We start from the raw sequence: 23,387 nt of genomic DNA, 5'->3' as shown, positions 1-23,387 counted from the left end.
TCCCATGTATGTTTGCGGTTTCACTCTAGAGGACAAATGTCAAGAACTTGGAAAGATTAAGCGAAACCTAAAAAATTTGGTAAAATTATGGCTTGATGCTGTTTGCGATCGTGTTTATGTCAATTGTCCGACGGTTTAATTGACAGGGTTATGCAAAACTCCGCTCCCTCTCTCAGTTCCGAAAAAACCTCTAATTTACCCTTGTGCTTTTCGATCGCTTGATAACAAACAGTTAGTCCTAAACCTGTTCCTTTGCCGACATCTTTCGTAGTAAAAAAAGGGTCAAATATTTTATTTTTTAACTCAGGCGCTATCCCAGTACCGTTATCTCTAATTATGATTTTAACCAGCTCGCTATCTATTATTTTCGTATGAATCCAGATGGTAGGTTTATGAGTCTCACAGCTTGAGTCTTTACCATGAAAGTTTCGTTCCTCAATAGCCCAAATCGCATTTTCGATTATATTCATAAACACCTGATTTAAAAGTGCGGGATAACACTTGACTAAAGGCAAATCTCCATAGTCTTTAATCACTGCAATCTTTTGCTCCAACCGCTGATTGACAATTACCAAGGTGCTGTCAATTCCTTCGTGAATATTGGCAAATTTTAGCTGCGATTCATCCAATCGAGAAAAGTTACGCAGAGACAGAACAATTTGCCGAATTCTGTCAGCGCCATTTTTCATTGAATGTATAAGTTTAGAAAAATCATCAGCCAGAAAATCCAGGTCTATTGCCTCAGTTTCAGCTTGAATTTCACCGCTGGGATTAGGGTACTGCTTCTGGTACAATTCCACTAATCGCAGTAAGTCTCGAGCGTAGTTACTAGCGTGTTCTAGGTTGCTGTAAATAAAACTGACCGGATTGTTGATTTCGTGAGCGATACCTGCTACCATTTGACCCAAACTAGACATTTTTTCGCATTGAATTAGCTGGGCTTGAGTCTGTTGAAGATTGTGCAAGGCATCTGCAAGTTGGTTGTAAGCTGACTGCAACTCCTGATTTTTTTTGGAAAGTTCTTCTGTTCTTTCATCTACGCGCTTTTCCAAGTTTTGATTCGAGATTTCTAGTGCTTCAATATGCTCTTTAACAGACTGAACTAGACTGTTGAAAGAAGTTGTTAATCTTGCAACTTCATCGTCAGTAGTAACCGCAGCTTGGAGGCTAAAATTGGATTCCTTCGTTGCTTGTTCGGCAACTTGAGTGAGTGCTTCTATAGGTTGAGAAAGCATCCGACTGATGTATAATGCAAAAATAGTGGCACCGATTACCGATAGTAAAAAACTGGCGGTACTGATTTTATTAATAATTTGCCGCGCGCGATCCATACCGATTTCGGCTTGCTCCTGTCCTCGCTCGGCAACCTTAACAAGTTTAGTTAAGTCTTCTGAAAGTTGGTTAAAATCTCTCGCCGACTGACTTTTAGTAAATTCCCAAAGTAACTGTTGCGAGGCTGTAACTTGTTCTCGCGACAAGCGTTTCGGATCGATTTCTTGCAGCAGCCGATCGAGTTGTTGACTGTAAGCTCTTTGAGTTGCATCATAAGCCTGTAAAAATTGATTCAAATCTACTATTTCTGTGTCGTCTTTGTTGAAATTTCGAGCTACCAAAATTTTTAACTTATAAAAAAGCTGATTAACTTGTTTTTGGTGAGCGAAGTATTCATCCTTTTCGTGGTTAAATGAGTCGGGATATTCCATCAGAATAACTAGCTTTTGTTGGTGGGATTGAGTTTCCACTACAGCAATTTTCAGTTCGCTTAAAAGCTGCGCCTCGTCTTGTTCGAGGTTGAGGCGATCCCAAGCTTTTCTGGTATGGAAGTTTCCAACTAGCTGTCCGACAGTTGTTCCCAAAACAGCAATACTAAGTACCAGTGCATAACCCAAGCTAATTTTCCACCGAATCGGGGCGCGGCTGAACTGTCGCTGCAACCAATTGGGAGCAAGTTTCCAATCCCTTGATGTTTTTCTGTGGGATTGCTTTTGGAGTACAGCTTGCTGATGGTTTTCTGAGGACATGGGAATAATGTTAAGGTTGACGACTACTATACGCTATTCATCTGCGATCGCGCGCAGTAGCTTGGTTCAGCATAGCCACCAAAAGTTAAGAACTAGGAAAGATTAATTCCTTCAACTGCTATTAAAGATGGGGAGGGATCTGTAGAAAATTACGATCGCGCCGACAACCAACCCGCAAAGGTTTGCAATAGCAGCCAAATATTTAATCCTACTATAACACTAGCAACCGATCGAGCTACAGCTTTCAGCCAAAATGGATTCACAAACTCTCCCATCAAGCGGCGGTTTGAGGTAAACATGACTAAGGGAATTACTGCAAAAGATAGTTGCAAACTCAGAATAACTTGACTGAAAACCAGTAGATTAGTTGTACTGCCTTCCCCAAACAAGATAATTGTTATCAAAGCCGGCACAATCGCAATCAGTCGAGTCAGCAAGCGCCGCAACCAAGGCCGCAGCCGAAAATTGAGAAACCCTTCCATCACGATCTGTCCTGCCAGAGTTGCTGTCAGCGTTGAATTCTGCCCCGATGCCAATAAAGCAAAGGCAAAAATTGCACTAGCAGAACCCACTCCCAGCACCGGAGAAAGCAGTTTGTAGGCATCTTGAATTTCCGCTACTTCTTGATAGCCGGAAAAGTGAAATGTGGCAGCCGACAAAATCAGAATAGCTGAATTTATAAACAAAGCTATTGACAGTGCTACTGTGGAATCGATCGTGCCAAATTTAATTGCTTCCCATTTTCGATCGGAAGTTTCTTGCCAAGCCCGAGTTTGCACGATCGATGAATGCAAGTAAAGATTGTGCGGCATCACAGTTGCCCCTAAAATACCAACCGCAATATAAAGCATTCCTTGATTTTGCAAAATCTCTAGCTTGGGAACATAGCCGAGTAAAACTCCTCCTGCATCCGGTTTGGAAAAAATAATTTCGGTAATAAAACAACCGCCAATAATCGCAATAATGGTAATTACCAAAGCTTCGATATAACGAAAGCCTTTACCTTGTAAAAACAACACCATTATCACATCTAGTGCAGTGATACATACGCCCCAAACTAACGGAATTCCAAATAGTAATTGCAGTCCGATCGCACTTCCCACCAGTTCTGCTAAATCGCAAGCCGAAATCGCAATTTCACAAAGTATCCACAGCAAAAAACTGACTCTTGGACTGAAATAATCTCGACAAGCTTGTGCCAAATCTCGTCCCGTTGCTACTCCCAAACGCACGCACAGTGATTGCAGCAAAATTGCCATCAAATTAGATAGCAAAATCACACTTAATAGCGTATAGCCAAACTTTGCTCCTCCCGCTAAGTCAGTCGCCCAGTTTCCGGGGTCCATGTAACCGACTGAAACTAAATATCCAGGCCCTGCGTAAGCCAGCATTTTACGCCAGAAACCTTTGCTGTTGGGAATGGGAATGCTGCGGTGAACCTCTGGAAGGCTGGGTTTGTTCTCGGAATCAGTCATTTGTTTTACAGTTCAACTATTTTCATATTTCTTTCATAATCTCACGAAGGTAGGGGAATGTCATCAGTCGGAGGGTTCTAAATCCGGCAGATTTCAGTAAATATTAAGTTGTGTATCTTTCGTGTAAAACTCTAGGTAATGTGAATGCAGCCGCAGAAACTGTGGTACTGTCTGAATATCAAATCGGTTCTGGTGAGAAGCAGCCACCAGAGGTAAGGGGGAAAGTTCGGTGCAAGTCCGGCACTGTCCCGCAACTGTGAAGGAGACAAGTTCTCCAAGTCAGGATGCCCGCCGATACGCAAATTTAGTTAATTTCATCTGCGAGGTACATGATGACTACTCAATCTTCTTCTTCAATTTGGCAACAAACAGCACGGTTTACCCTTTCAACACCCGTGCAAGCTACTCTCTACATCTCCTTGTGCGCTTTGACTATCTGGACTGTTTACTTTACAACTTATCCCGCCTTCCACGATCGGGTACACTCTTTGCGCCACCACACTTTGATGGTTAGCTGTCACTAGAGGTTAAATAAACCCGTCCCCACCACACGCGAGAGTCCTTAAAAGTCCAGAATTAAAATGTCAAAATTCAAGTTTTCTGCACTCATTAGTGCTGCCTGCATGATGAGTATATCTTTCTATGCTTGGGTAGGGTTTTCGCAGTCTCCACAACCAACTGTGCGACTGACTGCCGAACCACAAATCAGCCAGATTTTACCCTTTGAAGCCGAGGCAACTACACCTTCATCTCCAGCGACTTTAAAGCTGCAAGCTTTAGATGCAGCAGGTATTCCTTTAGAAAATGCTCGAATGGGGTTAACAATTCTAACTCCGCCGAAAAATCCTTGGTTTACCACCGATTTTCCGATTGTGGAAGGCACAAAGTTGCTGGAAATAGAAGCTATTGCTCCTAAAGGTGAGTTGCAAATCCAGCAAATGCTGCCGATTCGGGGAAATTATCAATTGTTAGCAAAGGTGACTCCGATCGCCCAAAATGCTTTTACCCCAATCCAGCAAACTTTAACACTATCAGTACCGGAAAACGGCGTGAAGTATCGCAATTTTGCGATTTTAGCGGCGATTTTGTTGGTTGTCGGGCTAGGTGGCGGCTTGGCAATTGGAGGAAAGCCAAAAATCCAAGCCGGAGAAATAGCGCCTGAGAGAGTGCGATTGCTGTTAAGTGGGGCGATAATAATTGCGATCTCTGCCTTATTATTTGTCAATGTCAGTGCTGAAATTGCCCAGTCTAAGATGTCGATGCCCATGTCTCACATGACTGAATCTAAACCAACAGAAAAAACTCGCCCGATCGCGCGATCGCAGGGTTTGGAGGTGCGACTTTCTGGAGATGTTACTGCCACAGTAGGTACAACTGCTAATTTACAAGTTCAAGTCACCGATACCAAAACAAATCAGCCAGTCACAGATGTATTGTTGAATATTAAAGTCACCCCAGTCGAAGATGAGTGGATTGCTTTTGGCTACAAAGGCAGCCCAGATGCGGCAGGAAAACTGGTATGGCAAGAGCAGTTTTTTGATGGCGCGCCTCATCAAGTTGAGGTGGAAGTTTCTCCCCAGCCAAATGCAGCCCGTCAGTTTCTACCATTGCAGGTTTCACAAATTATAGAAGTTGAAGGAGTTGCGCCTCCTCTTTCAGTACGGTTGACTGTGTTGGCTTACTTTACAGGCATTGTAGTTGCGGGAATGGCGATCGGATTTGGATTGCAGCGCCGTTTGCTCGGCCGATCGCAACTAACTTAACCAAGCTGCGATCGATTGGCTGCTATTAGTAGCGATCGCTAAAAGTGAATAAGTTATACCAAATCCGGGTTTACTAACCCGCAATATTATCATTGTTCACTGCGCTCCGCAATCGCAATTACTATGGCTCCAAACGGAGGATTTATAAAGGGGATGACTAACTCGGATTTGGTATAAGTTAATGCCCGTGACCTGAAGAATTTTTAAATTCGCGAGTTCCCTGATAGCCAGATAGATCGGCTAACTCCTGCAAAGATTTTTCCCCTTGGTATAACTTACCGTTAATTTCCCAAGCTGGAGTCCCTTGAATCTTAGCAGCTTGACAAAGATCGCGCCTCGCATTTTTCCCTTTAGGATTGCACTCGATGTAATTTATAATGCGAGCTGCTTCTTTGCCAAAACTTTCCTTCTGCGCTTGGCAGTGTTCGCAGGTAAAAGAACCGTACATTTTAGCTCCCACTCTTTTTAAATGTCGCGCCAAAGCGATTTCAGAATTACCGGAAGATGTCGTAATGGTGATGCTGCTGTCCTTCGCTGCACCGAGATTATTGACATCGGCATAAAGAGCAAGAGAGGAAACCAGCACTAACATAGATACCAGAGTTCCTATCAAAAACAGTTGCCCGATATCATCCCATTCACGACCGATTAATGCTAGGACAAACAAGCTAGTTGCCAACAAAGCAGAGGCAATACAGTAAATACAAGTTGCTTTGATATCGACAGCCAGTACATACATCAGATAGCCGCTGAAAACCATCATTGCTGTGCCACCAGCAAACAGCAATAATCCAGTCCAAGACTCTAATTTAAAGCGGAGAGCTTTTTGTTCTGAGGGATTGACAAATAGGGGAGCTACTGCGAAAACGATCGTACTCAAATAGCCCAACAAACCAAATAAAGAAAGAGGCAAACCAAAGACATAGGCATAGGGACTCGAAAGCACGATATCGCAGCCTTCGATCGGGCAAACTGCCGTTCCATTGGATAACTTGATTGCTGTTAGATAGGCAGTTATCGCAGCCCCAATAGTTGCAATACCTGCCACAATCGGGCGGGAATAGCGGTGAATCCAGGGCAGAGAACGTTGACGGCGCATAATATTTTTTCCTGTGCTGAATGTTTCCCAAAACTAGATTTTATTACCAACCATTTTACACTTTGATGAAATAAGCCACCATTCCTAGAAGGATTAACACTACTCCGGTTAATCCTTGTTCGTGATGCTCAAAAAAGTGCAGCTTTTCTTCTAAAGCATTAACTCCTTTCATTCCGAAATCTACTAGCAAAACCATTCCCAAAACAGTCACCACTAAGTAGACAGCAGAAACTACAAGTATGCCGACCCAACCAATCGTTCCTGCTGAAAAATAATAGGCTTCAATCTCGATGCAAGGCGAGAAAAACATTCCTGTTCCTAAAACAGCTAAAATTTGAAAGTGCGATCGCTTGGTAGTTAAATTAACTGTTTCAGCGTGATGGTGGTGGTGTTTGCGAGAACTATCTAACTCGGCCAAAAGATAGATAATTCCTAAAACCAATAAAACTAAAGGTGCAATTATTTTAGCAGCCTCTACATAGGTATCAGCGAACTTGTAACCGCATAAGCCAACGACAATTCCAATTAGGATAATGCTGAGGGTATGAGCAACTCCTGTAATTACTGTTGCTTGTAAAGTTTCGCTTCGAGACCAATTTTCAGTTTTACCAATGGCAATTAAAGGCATCCAGTGGTTGGGAATTAATGCGTGAATAATACTGAGAGCTAAACTTCCCAATAAAATTTTGATGACACTTTCCATTTGCTTTCCTTTACAAATTGCTAGAAGGAGGGCGGGCAATTCCTCCCTCCTGTAGTTTTCATCCGACTATTTCAACACTCTAGTCGCATTGAAAATCGCAGCTAAAGCCACGCCGACATCGGCAAAAACAGCTTCCCACATTGTCGCTAACCCAAAAGCACCCAAAGCAATAAATATCGCTTTGACTGACATAGCAAAAATGATATTTTGCCAAACAATATTGTGAGTTTTTCGGGAAATTTGGATGGCTTCAGCCACCTTGGAAGGTGCATCTGCCATAATTACAATATCAGCAGTTTCGATCGCCGCATCCGAACCCAAACCTCCCATTGCTATGCCAACATCAGCTCTAGCAAGCACGGGTGCATCATTAATTCCATCCCCGACGAAGATAATTTTATCGCCGCCTTTAGATTGGGAAATCAGTTTTTCGATCGCCTCTACTTTTCCTTCAGGTAATAACTCTGCTAAGTAGGAATCTAAACCGAGCTTTTTCGCCACACTCTCGGCTACAGCTTGATTATCTCCCGTCAGCATCACGATTCGATCGACACCGACTTTCTTGAGATCGCCAATAGCCTGTAGTGCGTCTTCCTTAAGCTCGTCAGCAATTAAAATATAGCCAGCGTAGCGGTTGTCTACCGCTAAATGCACGATCGTACCTTCAGCATTGCAGATATCGTGAGGGATATTTTCTCGGTGCAGCAAACGGTCATTTCCAGCCAGCACAATTCGGTTTTGTACTTTTGCTCGAATGCCGTGGCCTGCTATTTCTTCGTAATCTTGCACATCCGATGAATCTATCTTGCCGCCGTAAGCTTCCATAATAGATTTCGCGACTGGGTGATTTGATTGAGATTCTACTTTAGCCGCTATTTCCATTAACTCTGTTTGGGAAAAACCATTTGCAGGTACAATTTGCGCTACTTTAAAAACTCCTTTTGTCAAAGTTCCTGTTTTGTCCAAAACAACTGTCTTGACTGCTGTTAGGGTATCTAGAAAAGTCGAGCCTTTAACCAAAATACCGCTCTTGGCTGCACCGCCAATTCCCCCAAAGTATCCCAGAGGAATACTAATCACTAATCCGCACGGACAGGAAATAACTAACAAGACTAGGGCGCGGTAAACCCATAAAAATCTATCTGCATTAGTTGCTCCTGAAATAAACAAAGGCGGAATTAAAGCCACTGCTAGCGATGCAAATACCACAAACGGCGTGTAGTAACTGGCAAATTTGCTGATGAATTTCTCAGTTTCAGCTTTTTTGCTTCGGGCATTTTCTACTAATTCCAGAATTCGGGATATTGAAGATTCACCAAAGACTTTAGTAACTAGGACGGTGAGAACTCCTGTCTGGTTAATTGTTCCTGCTAAAACTGTGTCTCCAACTTTCACGATTCGAGGTACTGATTCACCAGTGAGTGCCGATGTGTCAACCTGAGAATTGCCGTCGATAATTTCACCGTCTAAGGGGATTTTTTCTCCCGGTTTGACTAAGATGATATCGCCGACGACTACAGTTTGCGGTGCAACTTTTTTGATTTCACCATTTGCTTTGAGGTTGGCGCTGTCGGGGCGAATTTCTAAGAGCGATCGAATTGATTGACGCGATCGCCCAACGGCAAATTCTTGAAAAAGTTCTCCGATTTTGAAGAACAACATAACCCCGACTGCTTCCGGAAGTTTGTGAATAGCTATAGCCCCCAGAGTTGCGATCGTCATTAAGAAGTTTTCATCAAAAAACCGACCTCGCAGAATATTGCGGCCGGCAATAGTTAAAACATTCCATCCGCTTAAAAGATAGGCGGGGATGAAAATCAGATATTCACCTATAGAATAGGGCGTGTTGTGCAGTTGTTCTTCAAAGATTAAACCGCCAAAAAACAGTACAACAACCGATATCACAGGAATCAATTCTTGCTTCAGGTTAAAATCTCCGTTCCCGTGGTCGTGGCTGTGGTCGTGGCCGTGGCCGTGGTCATGGTTATGGTCATGGTCGCGATCGTCGTCGTGACTGCAACTGCAGCAGCCGGAAGGATTTGCTTTTGGCTTTGTCACTGTGCCTCCTGGGTTGGATCGATTATATAGACATATGAACAACTATTCAAATTATATCCCAAAAACTCACAAAGTAATAGAGCTTGAGTTAAAAGTTTAGCAGCCAGTCAAGCAGAATGAGCCTGCATCAGCTTGCAATCAAAATGATAATAATTATTGTTTTCTTGAATATAAGAATCAAAATCATCGATCGAATCGATCGGCAGTTAAGGCGATCGCAAACCTGACTCAAAGCGGGCAATTTTCTGTATTCCAGCGGCCAGAAGTCTTGCTGTGAATGAAAATTTTAGTGCGATCGCAAATTTCATCCTAATTTCACTTTCCTGTGTAAAATTAGGGGAATACCTGATGCTCAACAATATATGCTAAGAGTTCATCATTTGAAATCCTTCAAGTCAAGCTCGATCGTTCTAGTCAGTATCGGATTGCTGTTTTTGGGAGCGTGCAGTAAAGGCGACGAAGCAAGCGCTCCAAATAGCAGCCCAGCAGCTTCACCTGTTGCCTCTGCACCTAATGCTTCCAGTCCGGCCGCGGCAACTGCTAAAACAGACCATCCCAAACAATCTAAAGGAGGTCAAGTTGTCGAGTCGGGGCCTTACCACCTAGAACTTTTAACTCAGAAAGAAGATACCGGAACTCACTTAGATCTTTATTTGCAAAAAGGTGATAACCACGAACCAATTCCTGGCGCAAAAGTGACGGCTCAAGTGCAGTTACCGAACGGAAAGCAGCAAACATTAGAGCTAAAATACGATGCTGATGGCAAACATTACGCCGTGGTATTTCCAGTCAAAGATCCCGGTCAGTATCCAGTGAAGGTGACAGCGGATATTAACGGAGAAAAAGTGGACGGTCGTTTTACATTCGATCGATAGATAGCTGATTTCCTATGCTTTCATAGGAATGCGGGCTGTTTGTTATCGCGATCGACTAATGCCCGCCAACTTCCGTCGATAAAGAATAAAGCAGCCACGATCGCAAGGCAAAACGCCAGCATTGCTATCCCCATAGCCCTTCATTGGAAAATTGGGTTTTTTAAATGTTGCTGGCTCATTTTTATACAGCACTTTTCATGTATGTGATGTACGCAGAAGAGGTAGGGACACGGCAATTCTGTGTCCCGAAAAGCCTTGTGAAGGAACTTCACAAACCTGCAATCTGCTGTAAGCTTCATTCGGGAATTTTCAAAGTAGAGTAATTCTGCCACTTTATTATATTATACCAAATTTCTGTCAGAGAATGAGCTATTTAGCCGGACTATAAATTCGCATCAATATTAAAATTTTCATCCTGATTTCATTTATGAATGTAAACCTTAAGTTGAGCGCGGTTAAACGCTGTCTAATCAGAATGTAACGTTTCTGGTGTTGCACCCACCATGCAGTAGGGATACGTCACTGCCCGCAGGTGTCAACTTAAGACTGGAACCCTTGACAAATATCGTTTGCAGCCGAGTGTGGCTACCATCACTACCCCTGTTTTTACAATGCAAAAAGCATCTACTAGGTTTGCCCAATTCGATTTAATCAGAGCTTTGGCGATCGTCAGTGTTGTGATTATTCATGCAGGTTTCTTTGCATTTGGTCAAGATCGTAGTATTTTATTGATCTCGATCGATACGCTCCAGCTTTTCTGCGTACCTGCATTTTTAGTGCTCAGCGGGTTTTTTCTCGCCAACAAGCTTGACAATCAGAATAATCCGACCTCGATCTTAAAGAAAAGGCTGTCGAGAATTATACCGCCCTATCTTTTTTGGTCGGTAGCCTTCTACATCTTAAATAATTTGGGCAACCTCAAACAATTCGATTTACTGGGATTAGTACCAGATGTGCTGACAGGCTCTGTGATGCCCCCCTACTACTTTATAGTTGCGATCGTTCAATGCTATTTGTGGTGGTGGATTCTCGTTAAATTAAGATTCTTAGAACCCATAAAAATTTTGGCTTTGGGTTTCATAATTCAAATAGCTTTTACCACAGTGTTTTACCTAGCTGCTCTCAAATACTTACCTTCAATACCTATACCGCTGATGGAGCGCTGGATTTTTAGTTGGATTTTGCCGTTTTCAACTGGTTTAGTTCTTGGCAGTCATTATAACAAAATTCAAGAATACCTTCAGCGCCAAAAAAGGCTGGTTTTAGCAGCAACAATCTTGTTTTATCTAGCTAGTATTTGGGAATATTACCTACTCAGTGAAGTGAATTCTGATGCCTGGTTTGCCCGATCGTTTTTTAAACTATCTACTCAAGGATACGCAATTTTGTTCGTACTGTCGATCTTGGCATTTTCTCAAAAAATCAAACTTCCTAGTAAAGTATCTGGATTAATCAAAATATTGGCTGCTTATTCATTTCCTATATACCTGCTGGATTTGATGGTAGTGAGGTATGTTTTTTCAGCGTTTTATCAAGTTGTGTATCCTGCCGCTCCGCTGCTAAAGCTCGCATTTTTAGTGACGGTGGATTTGCTAGTTTGTTTTGTAATTATTTACCTGTTGCAAAAAGTTTTACCCAAGAATTACAGCCAATACATTCTGGGAATTTAATCGGGATTTCCTCAACATACCTGGGTTTGGTGGCGATCGAAAATGCGGAAAATGCGTTTAACAATTTCATCCTGATTTCATTTATAAATGTCAATCTGAAGTTAAGGACAGTTAAATGCTGCTCAATCCTTTAAAACATCAAATTTTTCAGGGAGATTTACTTATGAGCGAACACCAACACAATCACCAATCCTGTTGCGATACAGTGGTTCAGTGCGCTACTGAATGCGAAAAATGCGCTGACTGCTGCATCGGAGAAATGCCAGAATGCGCCCGACTCTGCCGCGATTGTGCAAGCATCTGCTGGACTTGCGCTAGTTTTATGAGTCGCGGTTCGCGCTTTGCAGAGGCAATCTGTAAAGTCTGTGCGGATATCTGCGAAGCTTGTGCTAGCGAGTGCGAGAAACATCAAAACGAACACTGTCAAAAATGCGCTGAAGTTTGTCGGCGCTGTGCTGCGGAATGCCGCCAGATGGCAACTGCTGCTGCTTAATTAATCGCGCTTCGGCAAGGTGGGATTTGTAATACTCACCTTGTCTGCAAACAGTAAGGAAGAGGCAGGCTAGAGCCAATTCAACTGAATGTTTTGAATCAATGAGATAACAGTATGGACAAAAAATTAATGATTTACAGTTTTGCTGGTTTAGTTGCTGCTGGGGCGATCGCAATTAGCGGGCTAACCAATAGTAAAGCCCAAAATCAAGGCTCTCAAATGCCACCGATGCAACATGGCGATTCCTCAATGGGTGGAATGCAAGATGGGGAAAAATCAAGTAACTCCGATCGAGGACATTCAACACCGACTCAGACGACAACTACTCAGGCAAAACTCACTGCTTCAAGAGACATCGCCCCTAAAACGCCTGTTAAGTTATCGATCGACGTTCAAGATTCAGCCGGGAAAGCGATCGCTAATTTTGACACTTTTCAACAAAAGCTGATGCACCTCATTGTTGTCAGTGACAATCTGCAATTTTTCAGCCACCTTCATCCCACCTACAAAGGAAACGGTAGCTTTGAAGTCGAGGCTAATTTTCCGCAATCGGGCAGTTACACCTTGTTTAGCGACTACAAACCATCCGGTCAAAAAGAACAAGTTTCAGTGATGAAAAAACAAGTTGCAGGCGACAATCTGCCAGCCGCAGCAATTGATTTTAATTATACAAAAACATTTGGAGATACCAAAGCTAATCTAGCCTTTTCTCAACCAAAGGTCAAAGCAGGTGAAGAAGTCACCTTAATCTTTAAGTTGCAACAAAAGTCTAGCGATCGACCCGTTACAGATTTGCAGCCTTACTTGGGAGAACGGGGGCATTTAGTCATCCTCAAACAGTCATCTCCATTGACAAAAGCAGATTACATTCATGCCCATGCTATGAAAGATTCTCCCGACGGTCAAGTACAGTTTATGACCAGTTTTCCTCAGCCGGGAAAATACAAGCTGTGGGGTCAGTTTAACCGCAATGGCAAAATTGTCATTGCTGATTTTTGGGTGAATGTTCTTTAGGAACAAGCATTCATAATTCGTAGATTCGTCTCGTTCAAAAATTCAAGAAATTAATTATGAAACTCCAAAACATTGTGGGAACAAATAAGAAGTTGGATGTGAAAGCGATCGCAGCCGATAAAGAGCTAACTCGCCAAATTCAAATTCGCCTCATCGACTTAGGTTTGCTAGACCCTCCAGCCGACGGCATCTTTGGCCCAGTCTCTACTGCGGCCCTGAATCGATTTCACAAGCTGATCCAGTGCACTGACGAACCAGGATTTATCGGAGCAAAAACAGCCGAGAAACTTATTGAAGCCAAGCGATCGGATCTCAAATTTCCACCTCCAGTCCTCAAGATAGTTAAGGAAACTTTTCTCCAGGCTAGACCTATCGATATGTCTGATTTATCAGATGCAGAGAAACAAAAAATAGAAGCTGGGAAAGTATTTGAGCTTGTTTCTTATGAAGTGGTTCGCGATCGCATCCGAGTAGCTTTCCGAAAAGATTCCTTTAAAAATTCTAAAATTTGGTATGTCTATAGGCCCCACGTCCAAATTTTAGAAGAGGGGAAGGTAATTTATCCAAAACCTAAGCCTAAAAGCTTTCAACTGGCTAATTTTCCTTACAAGTACCAACTCGATAACTACTATAATCCGACTGGTGCTTGCAATGTCACATCAATGGCAATGTGCTTGCAATTTCTCGGCAAACCTCGCCGGGACAAGATAGGTCAATTTGAGGACGAACTCTACCAATATGCACTCAACAAAGGTTACAGTCGCTGGAACCCCTACGACTTGGCAAAAATTGTCAGAGAGTATGGTGCTCAAGATACCTTTAAAGAGAATGGGACATTTGAGGAAGTTAAAGATTGGTTGGTAGATGGAAACCCAACTGTCATACATGGGTATTTTACTTCTTTCGGTCATATTATGCCCGTAGTTGGTTATGACGAAACTGGCTTGTTTGTTCACGATCCTTATGGCGAATGGTTTGCTAATGGGTACGACAACAACGCCAGCGGAGCCTATCTTCATTATTCCTACAACTTAATTCGTCGCGTCTGTATGGCAGATGGGAATTTCTGGGTACATTTCATCTCTAAATAAGAGAGGACTGTTCAACCGTACATATCACACATTTGTCAAATAGTTGTACCAAATTTTTCAAAAAAATCCGACAGGTACAGTCAAATGCCTTTTATCAAATTACCCACCAATCAAAACAACATCGGAAACAATTCGGTTGAGGGTGGCGTTATTGTCCCCTTTGCAGTCAAATTATCTGAGACTTGGGACGTGGGTATGCAGACAGAGTTCGACTTTAATAAGAATCAAGATGCCTCTGGATATAATCTTGGGTTCGTCAATACCGTTAGTTTTGGTCGTGAACTCTCCGAGCGGTGGAGCACTTATTTCGAGTTGTTTACCCAGCAGACTACTGAGAGAGGTTCCCAGTTTGTTGCCACATTTGACACTGGTCTCAAGTATCTGCTGACAGAGAATATCCAACTGGATGCAGGTGTAAACATTGGGTTAACACAGGCTGCTGACGACATTCAGCCATTTATGGGCGTATCAATACGCTTTTAATTGTGTTTAAAGGCGATCGGTCAAATATCGCAGTCAGACACCTGATATTTCATCCTGATTTCATTATTAGCTGTCAATCTAGTTAATAGCACCTCCTCACATCCAGTATGAATCGACGAATAGATTGACGATTCTGATTAAGAAGGGTTCTTAATAGAACCCTTCTTAGTCATTAATTAATACGCTTTTACTTGCCATAAGGGAGGAGCTGAAGATGCATTCAGTGTTTATTATTTTACTGGCGATCGCTCTGGAACTTACCTATATCTCAATACCTCCGAAGAGATTACGCGCCTTGTAGCTTTCTCAATCTTACCGCTCAACTTCATTGTAGCTCTGATTGCTGCCCCAGGCTCTATCCAGTTGGTGATTTTGGTACTCGTCCTGTTTAGTGGCAAAAAAATTACCCCCCCATCTAATTTTTCATCTTGATTTCATAATTAATTGTCAATCTAGTTAATAAGAAGCTAACTCTTCAAATATGAATGTTGGGTGGGCGCAGTTAATTCCTTAGAGAGTCAAGACTATGAGAACACTCATTTACGGTGCCGTATTTGCTCTGTCAGCCGCAGCTTTAGCTCCTGCTGTCCATGCGAGTACCAGAACAGGTGCCGAGAATTTTCCTCACATTGATAGTTCAGTACAATTCCCTGAAACTAAGGCAAGAATTGTCAGGCACACTTTCTGGCTGAAGATTCCTCAAGGAAGTAGGGCTATTTCTCAATTAAAAATCCGCGTTCCTGCGGGGTTAATTGTCAGGGATGATATCAGTATATCTGACAATTCAGACCGGAAGATTGAAACTAATGTTTCTGTCACTAGCAATCAAGTCATACTAACATTCTCCCAGCCTGTCTCTCCCGGAACCACAATCAAAATTGCCATGAATAAAGTAAGAATCTCTGGAGTTTCTACCGCTTGGTTATACCAGGTTGCCGCTAAATTCGTGGGCGACGATGCAGACATCCCCCTCGGTATGGCACGGGTTCGCAGCTATCAATAAAAAAATCTGGTGTTACGGCCGATCTTTCATCCGAGTTTCATTCATACCTATCAAACTAAGAAATAAGCCAAACCTTAGTTTTCAAGGAGTGCAGTCATGAAAAAATTAATTAGCATTAGTGCAGCATTTGCCTTAATTATTACCTCTTCTATCTCCGCAGCAAAAGCAACAGGAATACCGGGAGATTCCCAATCACCTCACATTGTCGGAGGCCGTTCCTATCCTGACTATCCAGCTTGGAGAGCCTTCCACGATTTTGAAGTTCACGTTGAAGGAGAAGCCATTTCAGAACTGTCAATTCAGTTGCCATCACTGCGAATCAAGGGTATTGAAGTAAGCAGTCAATCCGGTGAAAAGATTGGTGCAACAACTTCTGTTAAAGGTGGAAAAGCAACGGTAGTTTTCTCCAAACCTGTAGTTGCCGGAACTTTGCTGACAATTTCTGTGCTTGAAGTTGAGGCTTCAATCTACCCGCGTACTTATATATACCGCGTTTATGCCAAGAAAGTGGGTCAGAGTTCAGACAGTAAAGTTGGTACGGCCAATATTCAAACTCTCCCGCGTTGGTAAATGCTTTTGGAGGTTGATTTTTTAAGCGACTGACATCTTACCTGGATTTATTTCAGGGCTTTTAAACCAATTAATGCCGAGTCCATTGAGTTAATTATTTGAGGAGCATCGCCATGAAAAAGTTAATTTACGCTGCTGCATTCACCTTAATGCTGGCATCTAATGCCCCCGCTACTGTTGCGGGAGGAGCAATGCGAAATGCTAATATTTCTCACCTGATTCACAGCGGAGCCCATCCCAATAGAGCTCGCTTTCAGGGTGCTACCCATCATTTTGAAGTTCACGTTCAGGGAAAAGCTCTTTCGGCACTTGCAATTGATTTGCCGGATGATGTGAAAATGCGCGGCCCAATTGAAGTAAAAAATCAATCCGGTCAAAAAATCGAGTCTCAAGTTTCTGTTAATAACCGAAAAGCGACAGTGGTTTTCTCCCAACCTGTTTCTGTTGACACCACCATATCGATCGATCTGCGTGGCATTCACACTCCTGGTTACAGTCGCAATTGGATGTACGCGATCGCTGGTAAAATGGTGGGAATAAACGCAGACATACCACTCGGTACAGTTTTAATTCAAACCTACTAAATGTAGCTGGCATTTGGTGATTTTAAATTGCAAGTAACTTGAATAAATTAGAGAAAATTGCAATTTAAAATCTGCTATTTGTCACTCAAAGGCAAAAAGTGGGGGTACTATAGGCGTTGCTATCTGTTTGCTAGTCAAGTTTTGAAGGGATTTACTGCTATAAATTAGAGTTATGAGAGTTTTGCTAGTTGAAGATGAGCCAGATTTAGGAAAAGCGATCGATCGCACTTTGAAGCAAGAAAAATATATCGTTGACTGGGCCCAGGATGGCTGTGAAGCTTGGGAATACTTAGAAAGTCATTGGACTCAATATAACTTGGCTATTTTTGACTGGTTGCTTCCAGGATTGTCAGGGTTAGAACTGCTGCGAAGATTGCGCGCCAAAAATAGCGCATTGCCAGTCTTGATGCTGACAGCAAAAGACCGAATGGAAGATAAAGTGGCTGGACTCGATGCGGGGGCTGATGATTATTTAGTGAAGCCGTTCGGGATGGCGGAACTGTTAGCAAGATTGCGGGCTTTGCAAAGGCGATCTCCCCAAATTCTACCGCAACAGCTACAGGTAGGAAATCTGGTTGTGGACTGCGGAAATAGAACTGTCTGCCATCTCGCTATAAGTGGCAAAAGCCAGATAATTTCTCTAACAAACAAAGAGTTTCAACTGATAGAATACTTGATGAAACATCCGAACCAAATTGTCACTACTGACCAAATTCGGAATCAGCTATGGGAGGTTAGTGCAGATACCTTTAGCAATGTCGTAGCAGCTCAAGTGCGCTTGCTGCGGCGCAAACTTGAGTCGGTTGGCTGCGCGAATTTAATTGAAACTGTACACGGCGTAGGATACCGGATGAGAAATTAAAGTAGGGTGGGCATTGTTCAGAACCCCTTTTATTTACCAACAGTCCTGGACGCAGCTATTGTGTCTGTCATGAGTCAAACGCAACGCAGTGTAGTGAAGCATCTGTGAGATTCTTCGGTACACTCAGAATGACATAATTACGTTGAAATGCGTAATTCCTGACCAATTACCTATTAACAATTACCAATTACCAAATTATGAAAAATGAATCAAAATAAACTATTTAACCGGACTCGCTGGAAATTAGCCATTTCCTATGCAGCAGTAATGGGTTTGATTTTAAGCTTGTTGGGATTTGGCGTATATAGGGCGATTGCCCATGCTCACTGGGTAGCCATAGACCGCGAATTAGAATCGGTAGCGGGGACGCTACACGACAGCCTAGAACTCAAATTGCAGCAGCCCGGACGCTTGGAGCCAATAGTAAACGAACTTTTGCCCAACCTCCGCCTAATTGGGGTTAACGGCATTAAAGAACCGTTGCCAAGCCGCCATATTTTAAGCGCTATCAACCAAGGCTATTACTATATTCGTTTATTTGATTATTCCGGGAAATTGATTGCTACAGCAGGCGCTTATCCAGCAGAATTACCGCCAGTATTTAACTCCAAACACTGGCAAACAATAACTGACACCAAAGGCAACGTTTATCACCAAATTTCTGTAGCGCTGCACACTAAAAGCCAGCAAGATTGGGGATATTTTCAAGTGGGGCGGAGCCTGCAAGACTTCAACGATTATCTCAGTACAGTGAAATGGGTTTTGAAATTAGGATTGCCTACAGCATTGATTTTGATAAGCTTTTCAAGTTGGTTATTGGCAGGATTGGCCATGAAACCGATTTATTCTTCCTACCGACAAATTCAACAGTTTACAGCGGATGCCGCTCACGAATTACGAACGCCTTTAGCGGCGTCGCAGGCGACAGTAGAAGCAGCGCTGTTGACTGCTCAATTGGATGAAAAAGAGGCGCGGGAAATTTTGCGGACGATCGATCGCCAAAACCGACGGCTGACTCAGTTAGTTGCCGATTTGCTGTTGCTGGCGCGCATGGATCATCAACCGATACCCTATCGCCCTCAATTGTGTTGTTTGAATGACCTGGTTAGCGATTTAGTCGAGGAATTGGCAGCAATGGCGATCGCAAGAGAGGTAGCGCTAACATCGGAATTGCGGGTGCATCAGCCATTGACTATTATCGGTGATTCTAACCAGCTTTATCGCTTAGTTTCTAATTTAATTGTCAATGCGATTCAATACACTTCACCTGGTGGCAAAGTAACTGTTATTTTAGAGAAAAGTGACCATTTAGTTGTGATTCATGTTCAAGATACAGGGTGTGGGATTGCCGCAGAAGATCAAAGGCAAATTTTTGACCGTTTCTATCGAGTTAACAGTTCACGCGATCGCGTTACTGGCGGATCGGGATTGGGGTTGGCAATAGCGCAAGCTATAGCCTTAGCACATCGCGGTAGCCTGACTGTGCAGAGCAAATTGGGTACGGGTAGCATTTTCACACTGCGATTTCGAGAAAAAAATGCGGCGTTGGTGAATGATGCCCTGAATCATTGAGGAATCGGCCTGACGGGGTGACAGCCCCGTCAAAAGCCCCACCAGTGGCGAATTCGATCGACTTGAGCTAAAAAAAGATGGGGTCAGAATTGTTAAGTAACCCCACCAAGAAATAATGTTCTGACGGGGTGACAACCCCGTCACAACCCCGATCGAATCAAAGATATAGCCCTCAAACCCCTCTGAAAAAATGGCAGTTTATTAGGTCGAGCTCTCATTAATTCAGCAACAATTTCTTGACAAAACTCCATTCCAATCCCCTCCGCTTCGCTCCGCCCACGATAGGCCATATAAACCAATCCAGAAGCTGCTATGACGGCGTGGCGAGCGCCTACATTCAGTTAACCGACCAATATACTTCTGAATCCCTCCCAGTTTGAGTTTTTGACCTTGGAACGTCGCACAAGTATAGGCAATGGCAATGATTAAAATTAAGTTTTTTAAACGCCGAGCGTTGGCGTGACTCTTCTCTAAATTATAACCGCCTGTTTTGCAGTCCTTAAACATGGCTTCGATCCCACTACGACATCTAAAAGCAGCGATCGCTCTCTTCAAACTCCCTAAGTTAGTTAAGAGATACCAACCTTCATCTTCCCCGTTGTTTCGATATTTACGTCGCCAATAAGCCGCTACATCGAATTTGCCAAAACCATGCATGTTTGGTAACTTTAACTCCCGTCAGGTAAAAGCTAGTACCTGGCAGTAAGCCCAAGTCATATAAGTGGGTGTAATCTGATTCTTCTTGTTGGATGTAACGCTCCTGCTTAATCCTAAAAACAAACTTTGTATCCTTCTCACAAAGCCAAGACGCCAGTTTGACACTGCCAAATTCAGGCATCGCCTATGATGATAATTTCATAATCCTGTAGAAGCTCTAAAATAGGACTGATAAGAGCTTGCTGTTCAGATAAGTTACTACTCCCCCTTTTATCTAATAGTTGCCAGTACAAGGGAATACCTCGTTTGTTCCAAATCAAACTAATTACAAATACATTTTTGTCTCGCCACGCTCGTTCGATCGATAGCTAGCTTTAAAGGTTGAGACTTTTTAAATTTTTCCTTCAATATTTCTCTAACTATCGGAAACCACAAGCGCTTTATGTCAAGGCAGTCCAAGTTGAGAAATCTTTGTAAGCTACGCCTGCGACTTTCAAATGGAATTTTGTCAAGATGTTATTACGGAATTAATGAAAATCAGGCGCAATAAGTTACATTTTTTCAGAGGGATCTAAGGGCTATGTCCCTTATTCGATCGATGTTTTGACGGGGTTGTCACCCCGTCAGGTCCCGAACTCTTCAGGGGGCGACAACGAGGCTAAAGTGCTTGTCCTATAAGCTTTATGGCTCTCAATCCCTTCTGATAAAATGGCTGTTTATTGCGAACTAAACTCAGCATGGACTCTACCCACTCCTGACAGAAGTCAACAGCAATTAGCCAATTTTCACGCCGACAAGCCAACCCAAAAGTTACTATGTCTTCTTCTAGTTCTGCCTGTTTCTTGAAGCCGACAAACATATTTCTCTTGTCCCTGAAGCTTAGTTCTTTTTCCTTGTAACCACGCAGAAGTCATGGCTAGGGCAATTAAAATTATTAAAGCAATCAATTTGTCAGGTGAGGCTTGACAACCCTCCAGGTTATACCCTCCTGTTTTACAGTCTTTAAACATTGCTTCGATGCCGTAACGTTGGCTGTAAATCCCGATCGCACTTTTCAAGCTTGGGAGATTTGTTAACAGATACCAAGGTTCATCTTCTTGTTTGCCTCGATATTTTCTCTTGCAATAAGCAGCCAAATTAAAGCGAGAAAAACCTTTCTTTTTAGTCAAACTAATTTTTTGATAGAAGAGCTGAATACCTGGTTGAACAGGGATGGTATCTAGCGATTGAAATGGTTGTCTTTTTTCTCGGAAAGTAGTATTGCATTTTTGACGGAGGACAAAGCTCACACGCTGACGGTGCAACCATTGCGCCAGCTCTATGCTATGAAATTCACGCGGAGCCAACAATTACTAATTTATATCTTTTCAACAAGCGAATAACTGGACGCAACACTTGTTGCTGTTCGAGCAAATTAGAAGCCCCTTTTTTGTCGAGCAGAGTCCAGAATATAGGAAATGCTCTTTTTTGAACGTTCGCACTTACCATTAAGACATTATACTCTTTCCATTGAGTTCTATCCAATGCAATTACTAATTGACTCCCAACTTTTAGCTGACGGGCTATTACCTCTTTAACGATCGGGAACCACAGTACAAGTATGCTGAGTGCTTTAATCTGTAAAAATCGTTGTATGTGACGGCGGCGACTACTTTGCAAGATTGGCAATTGCAGGGTGGCAGCTAATCGTTCTATTCTAACTTGTTTTTGAGACTGTAACAACCAGACTAGCATTTGAAGGGTAAGTAATTGTGCTGGTGTCAGATATTTTTCAAGTATCGAGTGATAGAATAAGGGCAACATATTATTGGTTTGGGTCTTGTGGTATTAGCAGGACCCTTCTTTTTTATCACAACTGGGTATTCTTTTCCCTAAGCGAGATTATTTTGTCAATAAGCCGAAATTTTTGAGGCGGCTCGATCGCGCGAAAAGTTTTGCCTGTAAGGCTTCGGGGGCGCTTGTCGCCCCCTGAACCCGAACTCAATCCCATTGAACGGGTATGGCAATTCATCAAACAACAGTTTAAGGGAGAAGTGTTTCTGACACTCGATCGATTGCGCGAACGACTGAATCAAGTTTTGGCACAAATCACCCCTGAACAAATCATTTCGTTATCTTCTTACAATTTCATTCTTGAAGCCTTATTCTATGCAGCTTCATATTAAATTGGTATAACAAGCAATGGCTCTTTCCCCAAAACTTGAATATATTTACCCAACGATTCAGTTGCTTGTGCGAGTTCTACTGATTTCATAGTTCAATTTCCTCCTGACCGATCCGAACTCGGTTGCGGTTCTTGACCCCAACTGCTTGAATGTAGACTACAGAAACTGTGTTTTCTTCTACATCGTAGTACACCCGTACATTTCCAATCCGCAATTCCCAGGTTGCTAAACTGTTAGGTTCCATCGGGAGAGCGATTTCTTGTCTCAACTAGGGGTTCATATTTTAGTTGTTCGTTTACAGTATCTAATAGACATCTCCCAAAATTAGGTTTTTGTCCAGATAGGGCAAGACTTCCATAATCTTTTTAGGAGATGTCTAATACAGTTCGTTGCTGCCGAGTTGTTAAAAATTTTAGATGCTCAATCTTCTGCGTCAGTGTATTCAATTTGATAACTCAATTATCCTCATCTCTAACTTCATAACTACCCCACCGCCAACTCTGTAAACTTACGCATATAAGGCGACCTGTATCCTAGCACGATATCAGACTTAGGGACTCCGGCTTCAACTAACTCGTTGGCTATCCCTACCTCAGTTCCATCCCGTTGAATCCAAATTTTTCCCGACCTAATCTCGATGTGAATAACACATCCAAACACTCGTCTTTCTCCACGCCACCCGACATGAAACATCAGATAGCGATCGCGATCGACATCGAAAGCAATTTGAGTCTCTACTTCGCGATCGTCACTATCGCATTCAGAATGTTTTTCGACAATCGACTTAATTAGTTTTCTATATTTCTCTATGTCCATAGTATAATCTCCTCTTTTATCGGATTAAATACAAGCAAGTTTAATTGCATCCGCGTCACTGACATTTGAGCTAAACGCCGAGTGAAAAACTCTTCATAAATATCTTCTGGAACTGCTAGATAAAGAACTCTATCTGGCTGTTGTTCTGCTAAAACCACTTTATAGTTCCAAGCTTGACCGATCGCTTCGTGAAAATTATTAATCAATGAAAGACCTAAAAAGCTTTTAATTTCTACTGCTATTTTCTGCCCGTACCTTTCTGCTCCTAATAAGTTATTTTCAGCACCTAAATCCACATACAGCTTGTCTTCATCTACTTTAAGATAGATAGGATCGTCAGTAATCGTCCACCCTTCCTTTTCCAGTGCTGAACGTACAACGGTATGAAAGATATCTTTTGCAGACATAGCTTT

General features: G+C 42.6%; 24 protein-coding genes and 1 riboswitch. Of the genes, 14 read left to right on the top strand and 10 right to left on the bottom strand.

Annotated elements, in window-relative coordinates; genetic code table 11:
- Window positions 1-119 precede the first annotated feature (119 nt).
- Both QUA80_RS11260 and QUA80_RS11255 read right to left on the bottom strand, forming a co-directional pair.
- Entirely contained in the window at window positions 120-2,021 is a 1,902-nt protein-coding gene (locus QUA80_RS11260) for an ATP-binding protein (protein WP_333424140.1), read from the bottom strand.
- A 149-nt stretch (window positions 2,022-2,170) separates the two neighbouring features.
- The gene (locus tag QUA80_RS11255; protein ID WP_333424137.1) at window positions 2,171-3,496 is read right to left on the bottom strand and encodes an Nramp family divalent metal transporter; all 1,326 of its coding nucleotides are present in this window, start codon (window positions 3,494-3,496) and stop codon (window positions 2,171-2,173) included.
- 167 nt (window positions 3,497-3,663) lie between these two features.
- A riboswitch (cobalamin riboswitch) is annotated at window positions 3,664-3,806 on the top strand.
- A gap of 19 nt (window positions 3,807-3,825) precedes the next feature.
- Between QUA80_RS11255 and QUA80_RS11250 the strand changes: the two genes are divergently transcribed.
- On the top strand, window positions 3,826-4,020 hold the full coding sequence (locus QUA80_RS11250) for a hypothetical protein (protein WP_333424135.1): 195 nt from the start codon (window positions 3,826-3,828) through the stop codon (window positions 4,018-4,020).
- A 57-nt stretch (window positions 4,021-4,077) separates the two neighbouring features.
- Window positions 4,078-5,259: a hypothetical protein gene (locus QUA80_RS11245; protein WP_333424134.1), complete on the top strand. Its 1,182-nt coding sequence runs from the start codon at window positions 4,078-4,080 to the stop codon at window positions 5,257-5,259.
- 178 nt (window positions 5,260-5,437) lie between these two features.
- On the opposite strand, the gene QUA80_RS11240 is transcribed toward QUA80_RS11245, so the two are convergent.
- From QUA80_RS11240 to QUA80_RS11230, 3 genes are all read right to left on the bottom strand, one after another.
- Window positions 5,438-6,358 (bottom strand): vitamin K epoxide reductase family protein, encoded by a 921-nt coding sequence (locus QUA80_RS11240; protein ID WP_333424132.1) that lies wholly within the window; start codon window positions 6,356-6,358, stop codon window positions 5,438-5,440.
- Window positions 6,359-6,413: 55 nt separating this feature from the next.
- The gene (locus QUA80_RS11235; protein ID WP_333424130.1) at window positions 6,414-7,061 is read right to left on the bottom strand and encodes a hypothetical protein; all 648 of its coding nucleotides are present in this window, start codon (window positions 7,059-7,061) and stop codon (window positions 6,414-6,416) included.
- Window positions 7,062-7,127: 66 nt separating this feature from the next.
- Window positions 7,128-9,119, bottom strand: a complete 1,992-nt coding sequence (locus QUA80_RS11230; RefSeq protein WP_333424128.1) for a heavy metal translocating P-type ATPase — start codon at window positions 9,117-9,119, stop codon at window positions 7,128-7,130.
- A 362-nt stretch (window positions 9,120-9,481) separates the two neighbouring features.
- On the opposite strand from QUA80_RS11230, the gene QUA80_RS11225 reads away from it, so the two are divergent.
- From QUA80_RS11225 to rppB, 11 genes are all read left to right on the top strand, one after another.
- On the top strand, window positions 9,482-9,994 hold the full coding sequence (locus QUA80_RS11225; protein ID WP_445302228.1) for a hypothetical protein: 513 nt from the start codon (window positions 9,482-9,484) through the stop codon (window positions 9,992-9,994).
- Between the two features lie 611 nt (window positions 9,995-10,605).
- Window positions 10,606-11,664 (top strand): acyltransferase, encoded by a 1,059-nt coding sequence (locus QUA80_RS11220; RefSeq protein WP_333424127.1) that lies wholly within the window; start codon window positions 10,606-10,608, stop codon window positions 11,662-11,664.
- A gap of 163 nt (window positions 11,665-11,827) precedes the next feature.
- A complete protein-coding gene (locus tag QUA80_RS11215) occupies window positions 11,828-12,157 on the top strand; it encodes a four-helix bundle copper-binding protein (RefSeq protein ID WP_333424125.1) in 330 nt (109 codons plus the stop codon).
- 114 nt (window positions 12,158-12,271) lie between these two features.
- Window positions 12,272-13,171 carry a hypothetical protein gene (locus QUA80_RS11210; RefSeq protein WP_333424123.1) on the top strand — a complete coding sequence of 300 codons (900 nt, stop codon included), beginning with the start codon at window positions 12,272-12,274 and terminating at the stop codon, window positions 13,169-13,171.
- 56 nt (window positions 13,172-13,227) lie between these two features.
- Window positions 13,228-14,262, top strand: a complete 1,035-nt coding sequence (locus QUA80_RS11205) for a C39 family peptidase (RefSeq protein ID WP_333424121.1) — start codon at window positions 13,228-13,230, stop codon at window positions 14,260-14,262.
- An 84-nt stretch (window positions 14,263-14,346) separates the two neighbouring features.
- Window positions 14,347-14,745, top strand: a complete 399-nt coding sequence (locus tag QUA80_RS11200) for a transporter (protein ID WP_333424119.1) — start codon at window positions 14,347-14,349, stop codon at window positions 14,743-14,745.
- Between the two features lie 526 nt (window positions 14,746-15,271).
- A complete protein-coding gene (locus QUA80_RS11195) occupies window positions 15,272-15,748 on the top strand; it encodes a DUF2808 domain-containing protein (RefSeq protein WP_333424117.1) in 477 nt (158 codons plus the stop codon).
- 96 nt (window positions 15,749-15,844) lie between these two features.
- Entirely contained in the window at window positions 15,845-16,318 is a 474-nt protein-coding gene (locus tag QUA80_RS11190; protein WP_333424115.1) for a hypothetical protein, read from the top strand.
- Window positions 16,319-16,431: 113 nt separating this feature from the next.
- Window positions 16,432-16,902 carry a DUF2808 domain-containing protein gene (locus tag QUA80_RS11185; protein ID WP_333424114.1) on the top strand — a complete coding sequence of 157 codons (471 nt, stop codon included), beginning with the start codon at window positions 16,432-16,434 and terminating at the stop codon, window positions 16,900-16,902.
- A 172-nt stretch (window positions 16,903-17,074) separates the two neighbouring features.
- Complete coding sequence (gene rppA / locus QUA80_RS11180; protein ID WP_333424112.1) at window positions 17,075-17,764, top strand: two-component system response regulator RppA; 690 nt, start codon at window positions 17,075-17,077, stop codon at window positions 17,762-17,764.
- A 204-nt stretch (window positions 17,765-17,968) separates the two neighbouring features.
- Window positions 17,969-19,336 (top strand): two-component system sensor histidine kinase RppB, encoded by a 1,368-nt coding sequence (gene rppB, locus QUA80_RS11175; RefSeq protein ID WP_333424110.1) that lies wholly within the window; start codon window positions 17,969-17,971, stop codon window positions 19,334-19,336.
- A 1,442-nt stretch (window positions 19,337-20,778) separates the two neighbouring features.
- Here the strand turns inward: rppB and QUA80_RS11170 are convergent.
- On the bottom strand, window positions 20,779-21,339 hold the full coding sequence (locus QUA80_RS11170; RefSeq protein WP_333424108.1) for a transposase: 561 nt from the start codon (window positions 21,337-21,339) through the stop codon (window positions 20,779-20,781).
- Window positions 21,326-21,796 (bottom strand): hypothetical protein, encoded by a 471-nt coding sequence (locus tag QUA80_RS11165; RefSeq protein ID WP_333424107.1) that lies wholly within the window; start codon window positions 21,794-21,796, stop codon window positions 21,326-21,328. Before QUA80_RS11165 ends, QUA80_RS11170 begins: the two co-directional genes overlap by 14 nt.
- Before the next feature lie 131 nt (window positions 21,797-21,927).
- On the opposite strand from QUA80_RS11165, the gene QUA80_RS11160 reads away from it, so the two are divergent.
- Window positions 21,928-22,158 carry a hypothetical protein gene (locus tag QUA80_RS11160; protein ID WP_333424105.1) on the top strand — a complete coding sequence of 77 codons (231 nt, stop codon included), beginning with the start codon at window positions 21,928-21,930 and terminating at the stop codon, window positions 22,156-22,158.
- 85 nt (window positions 22,159-22,243) lie between these two features.
- On the opposite strand, the gene QUA80_RS11155 is transcribed toward QUA80_RS11160, so the two are convergent.
- From QUA80_RS11155 to QUA80_RS11145, 3 genes are all read right to left on the bottom strand, one after another.
- Entirely contained in the window at window positions 22,244-22,402 is a 159-nt protein-coding gene (locus QUA80_RS11155; protein WP_333424103.1) for a hypothetical protein, read from the bottom strand.
- A 239-nt stretch (window positions 22,403-22,641) separates the two neighbouring features.
- The gene (locus QUA80_RS11150; protein WP_333424101.1) at window positions 22,642-22,974 is read right to left on the bottom strand and encodes a XisI protein; all 333 of its coding nucleotides are present in this window, start codon (window positions 22,972-22,974) and stop codon (window positions 22,642-22,644) included.
- Window positions 22,965-23,381, bottom strand: coding sequence for a XisH family protein (locus tag QUA80_RS11145; protein ID WP_333424099.1), 417 nt, complete (start codon window positions 23,379-23,381; stop codon window positions 22,965-22,967). Before QUA80_RS11145 ends, QUA80_RS11150 begins: the two co-directional genes overlap by 10 nt.
- Window positions 23,382-23,387: the final 6 nt, after the last annotated feature.

The sequence above is a fragment of the Microcoleus sp. F4-D5 genome (genome assembly GCF_036704885.1).
In the GTDB taxonomy this organism is placed as follows: Bacteria; Cyanobacteriota; Cyanobacteriia; order Cyanobacteriales; family Microcoleaceae; genus Microcoleus.
The sequence above is the reverse complement of the archived record's forward strand: the minus strand, read 5'-3'. Positions and strand labels throughout refer to the sequence as shown.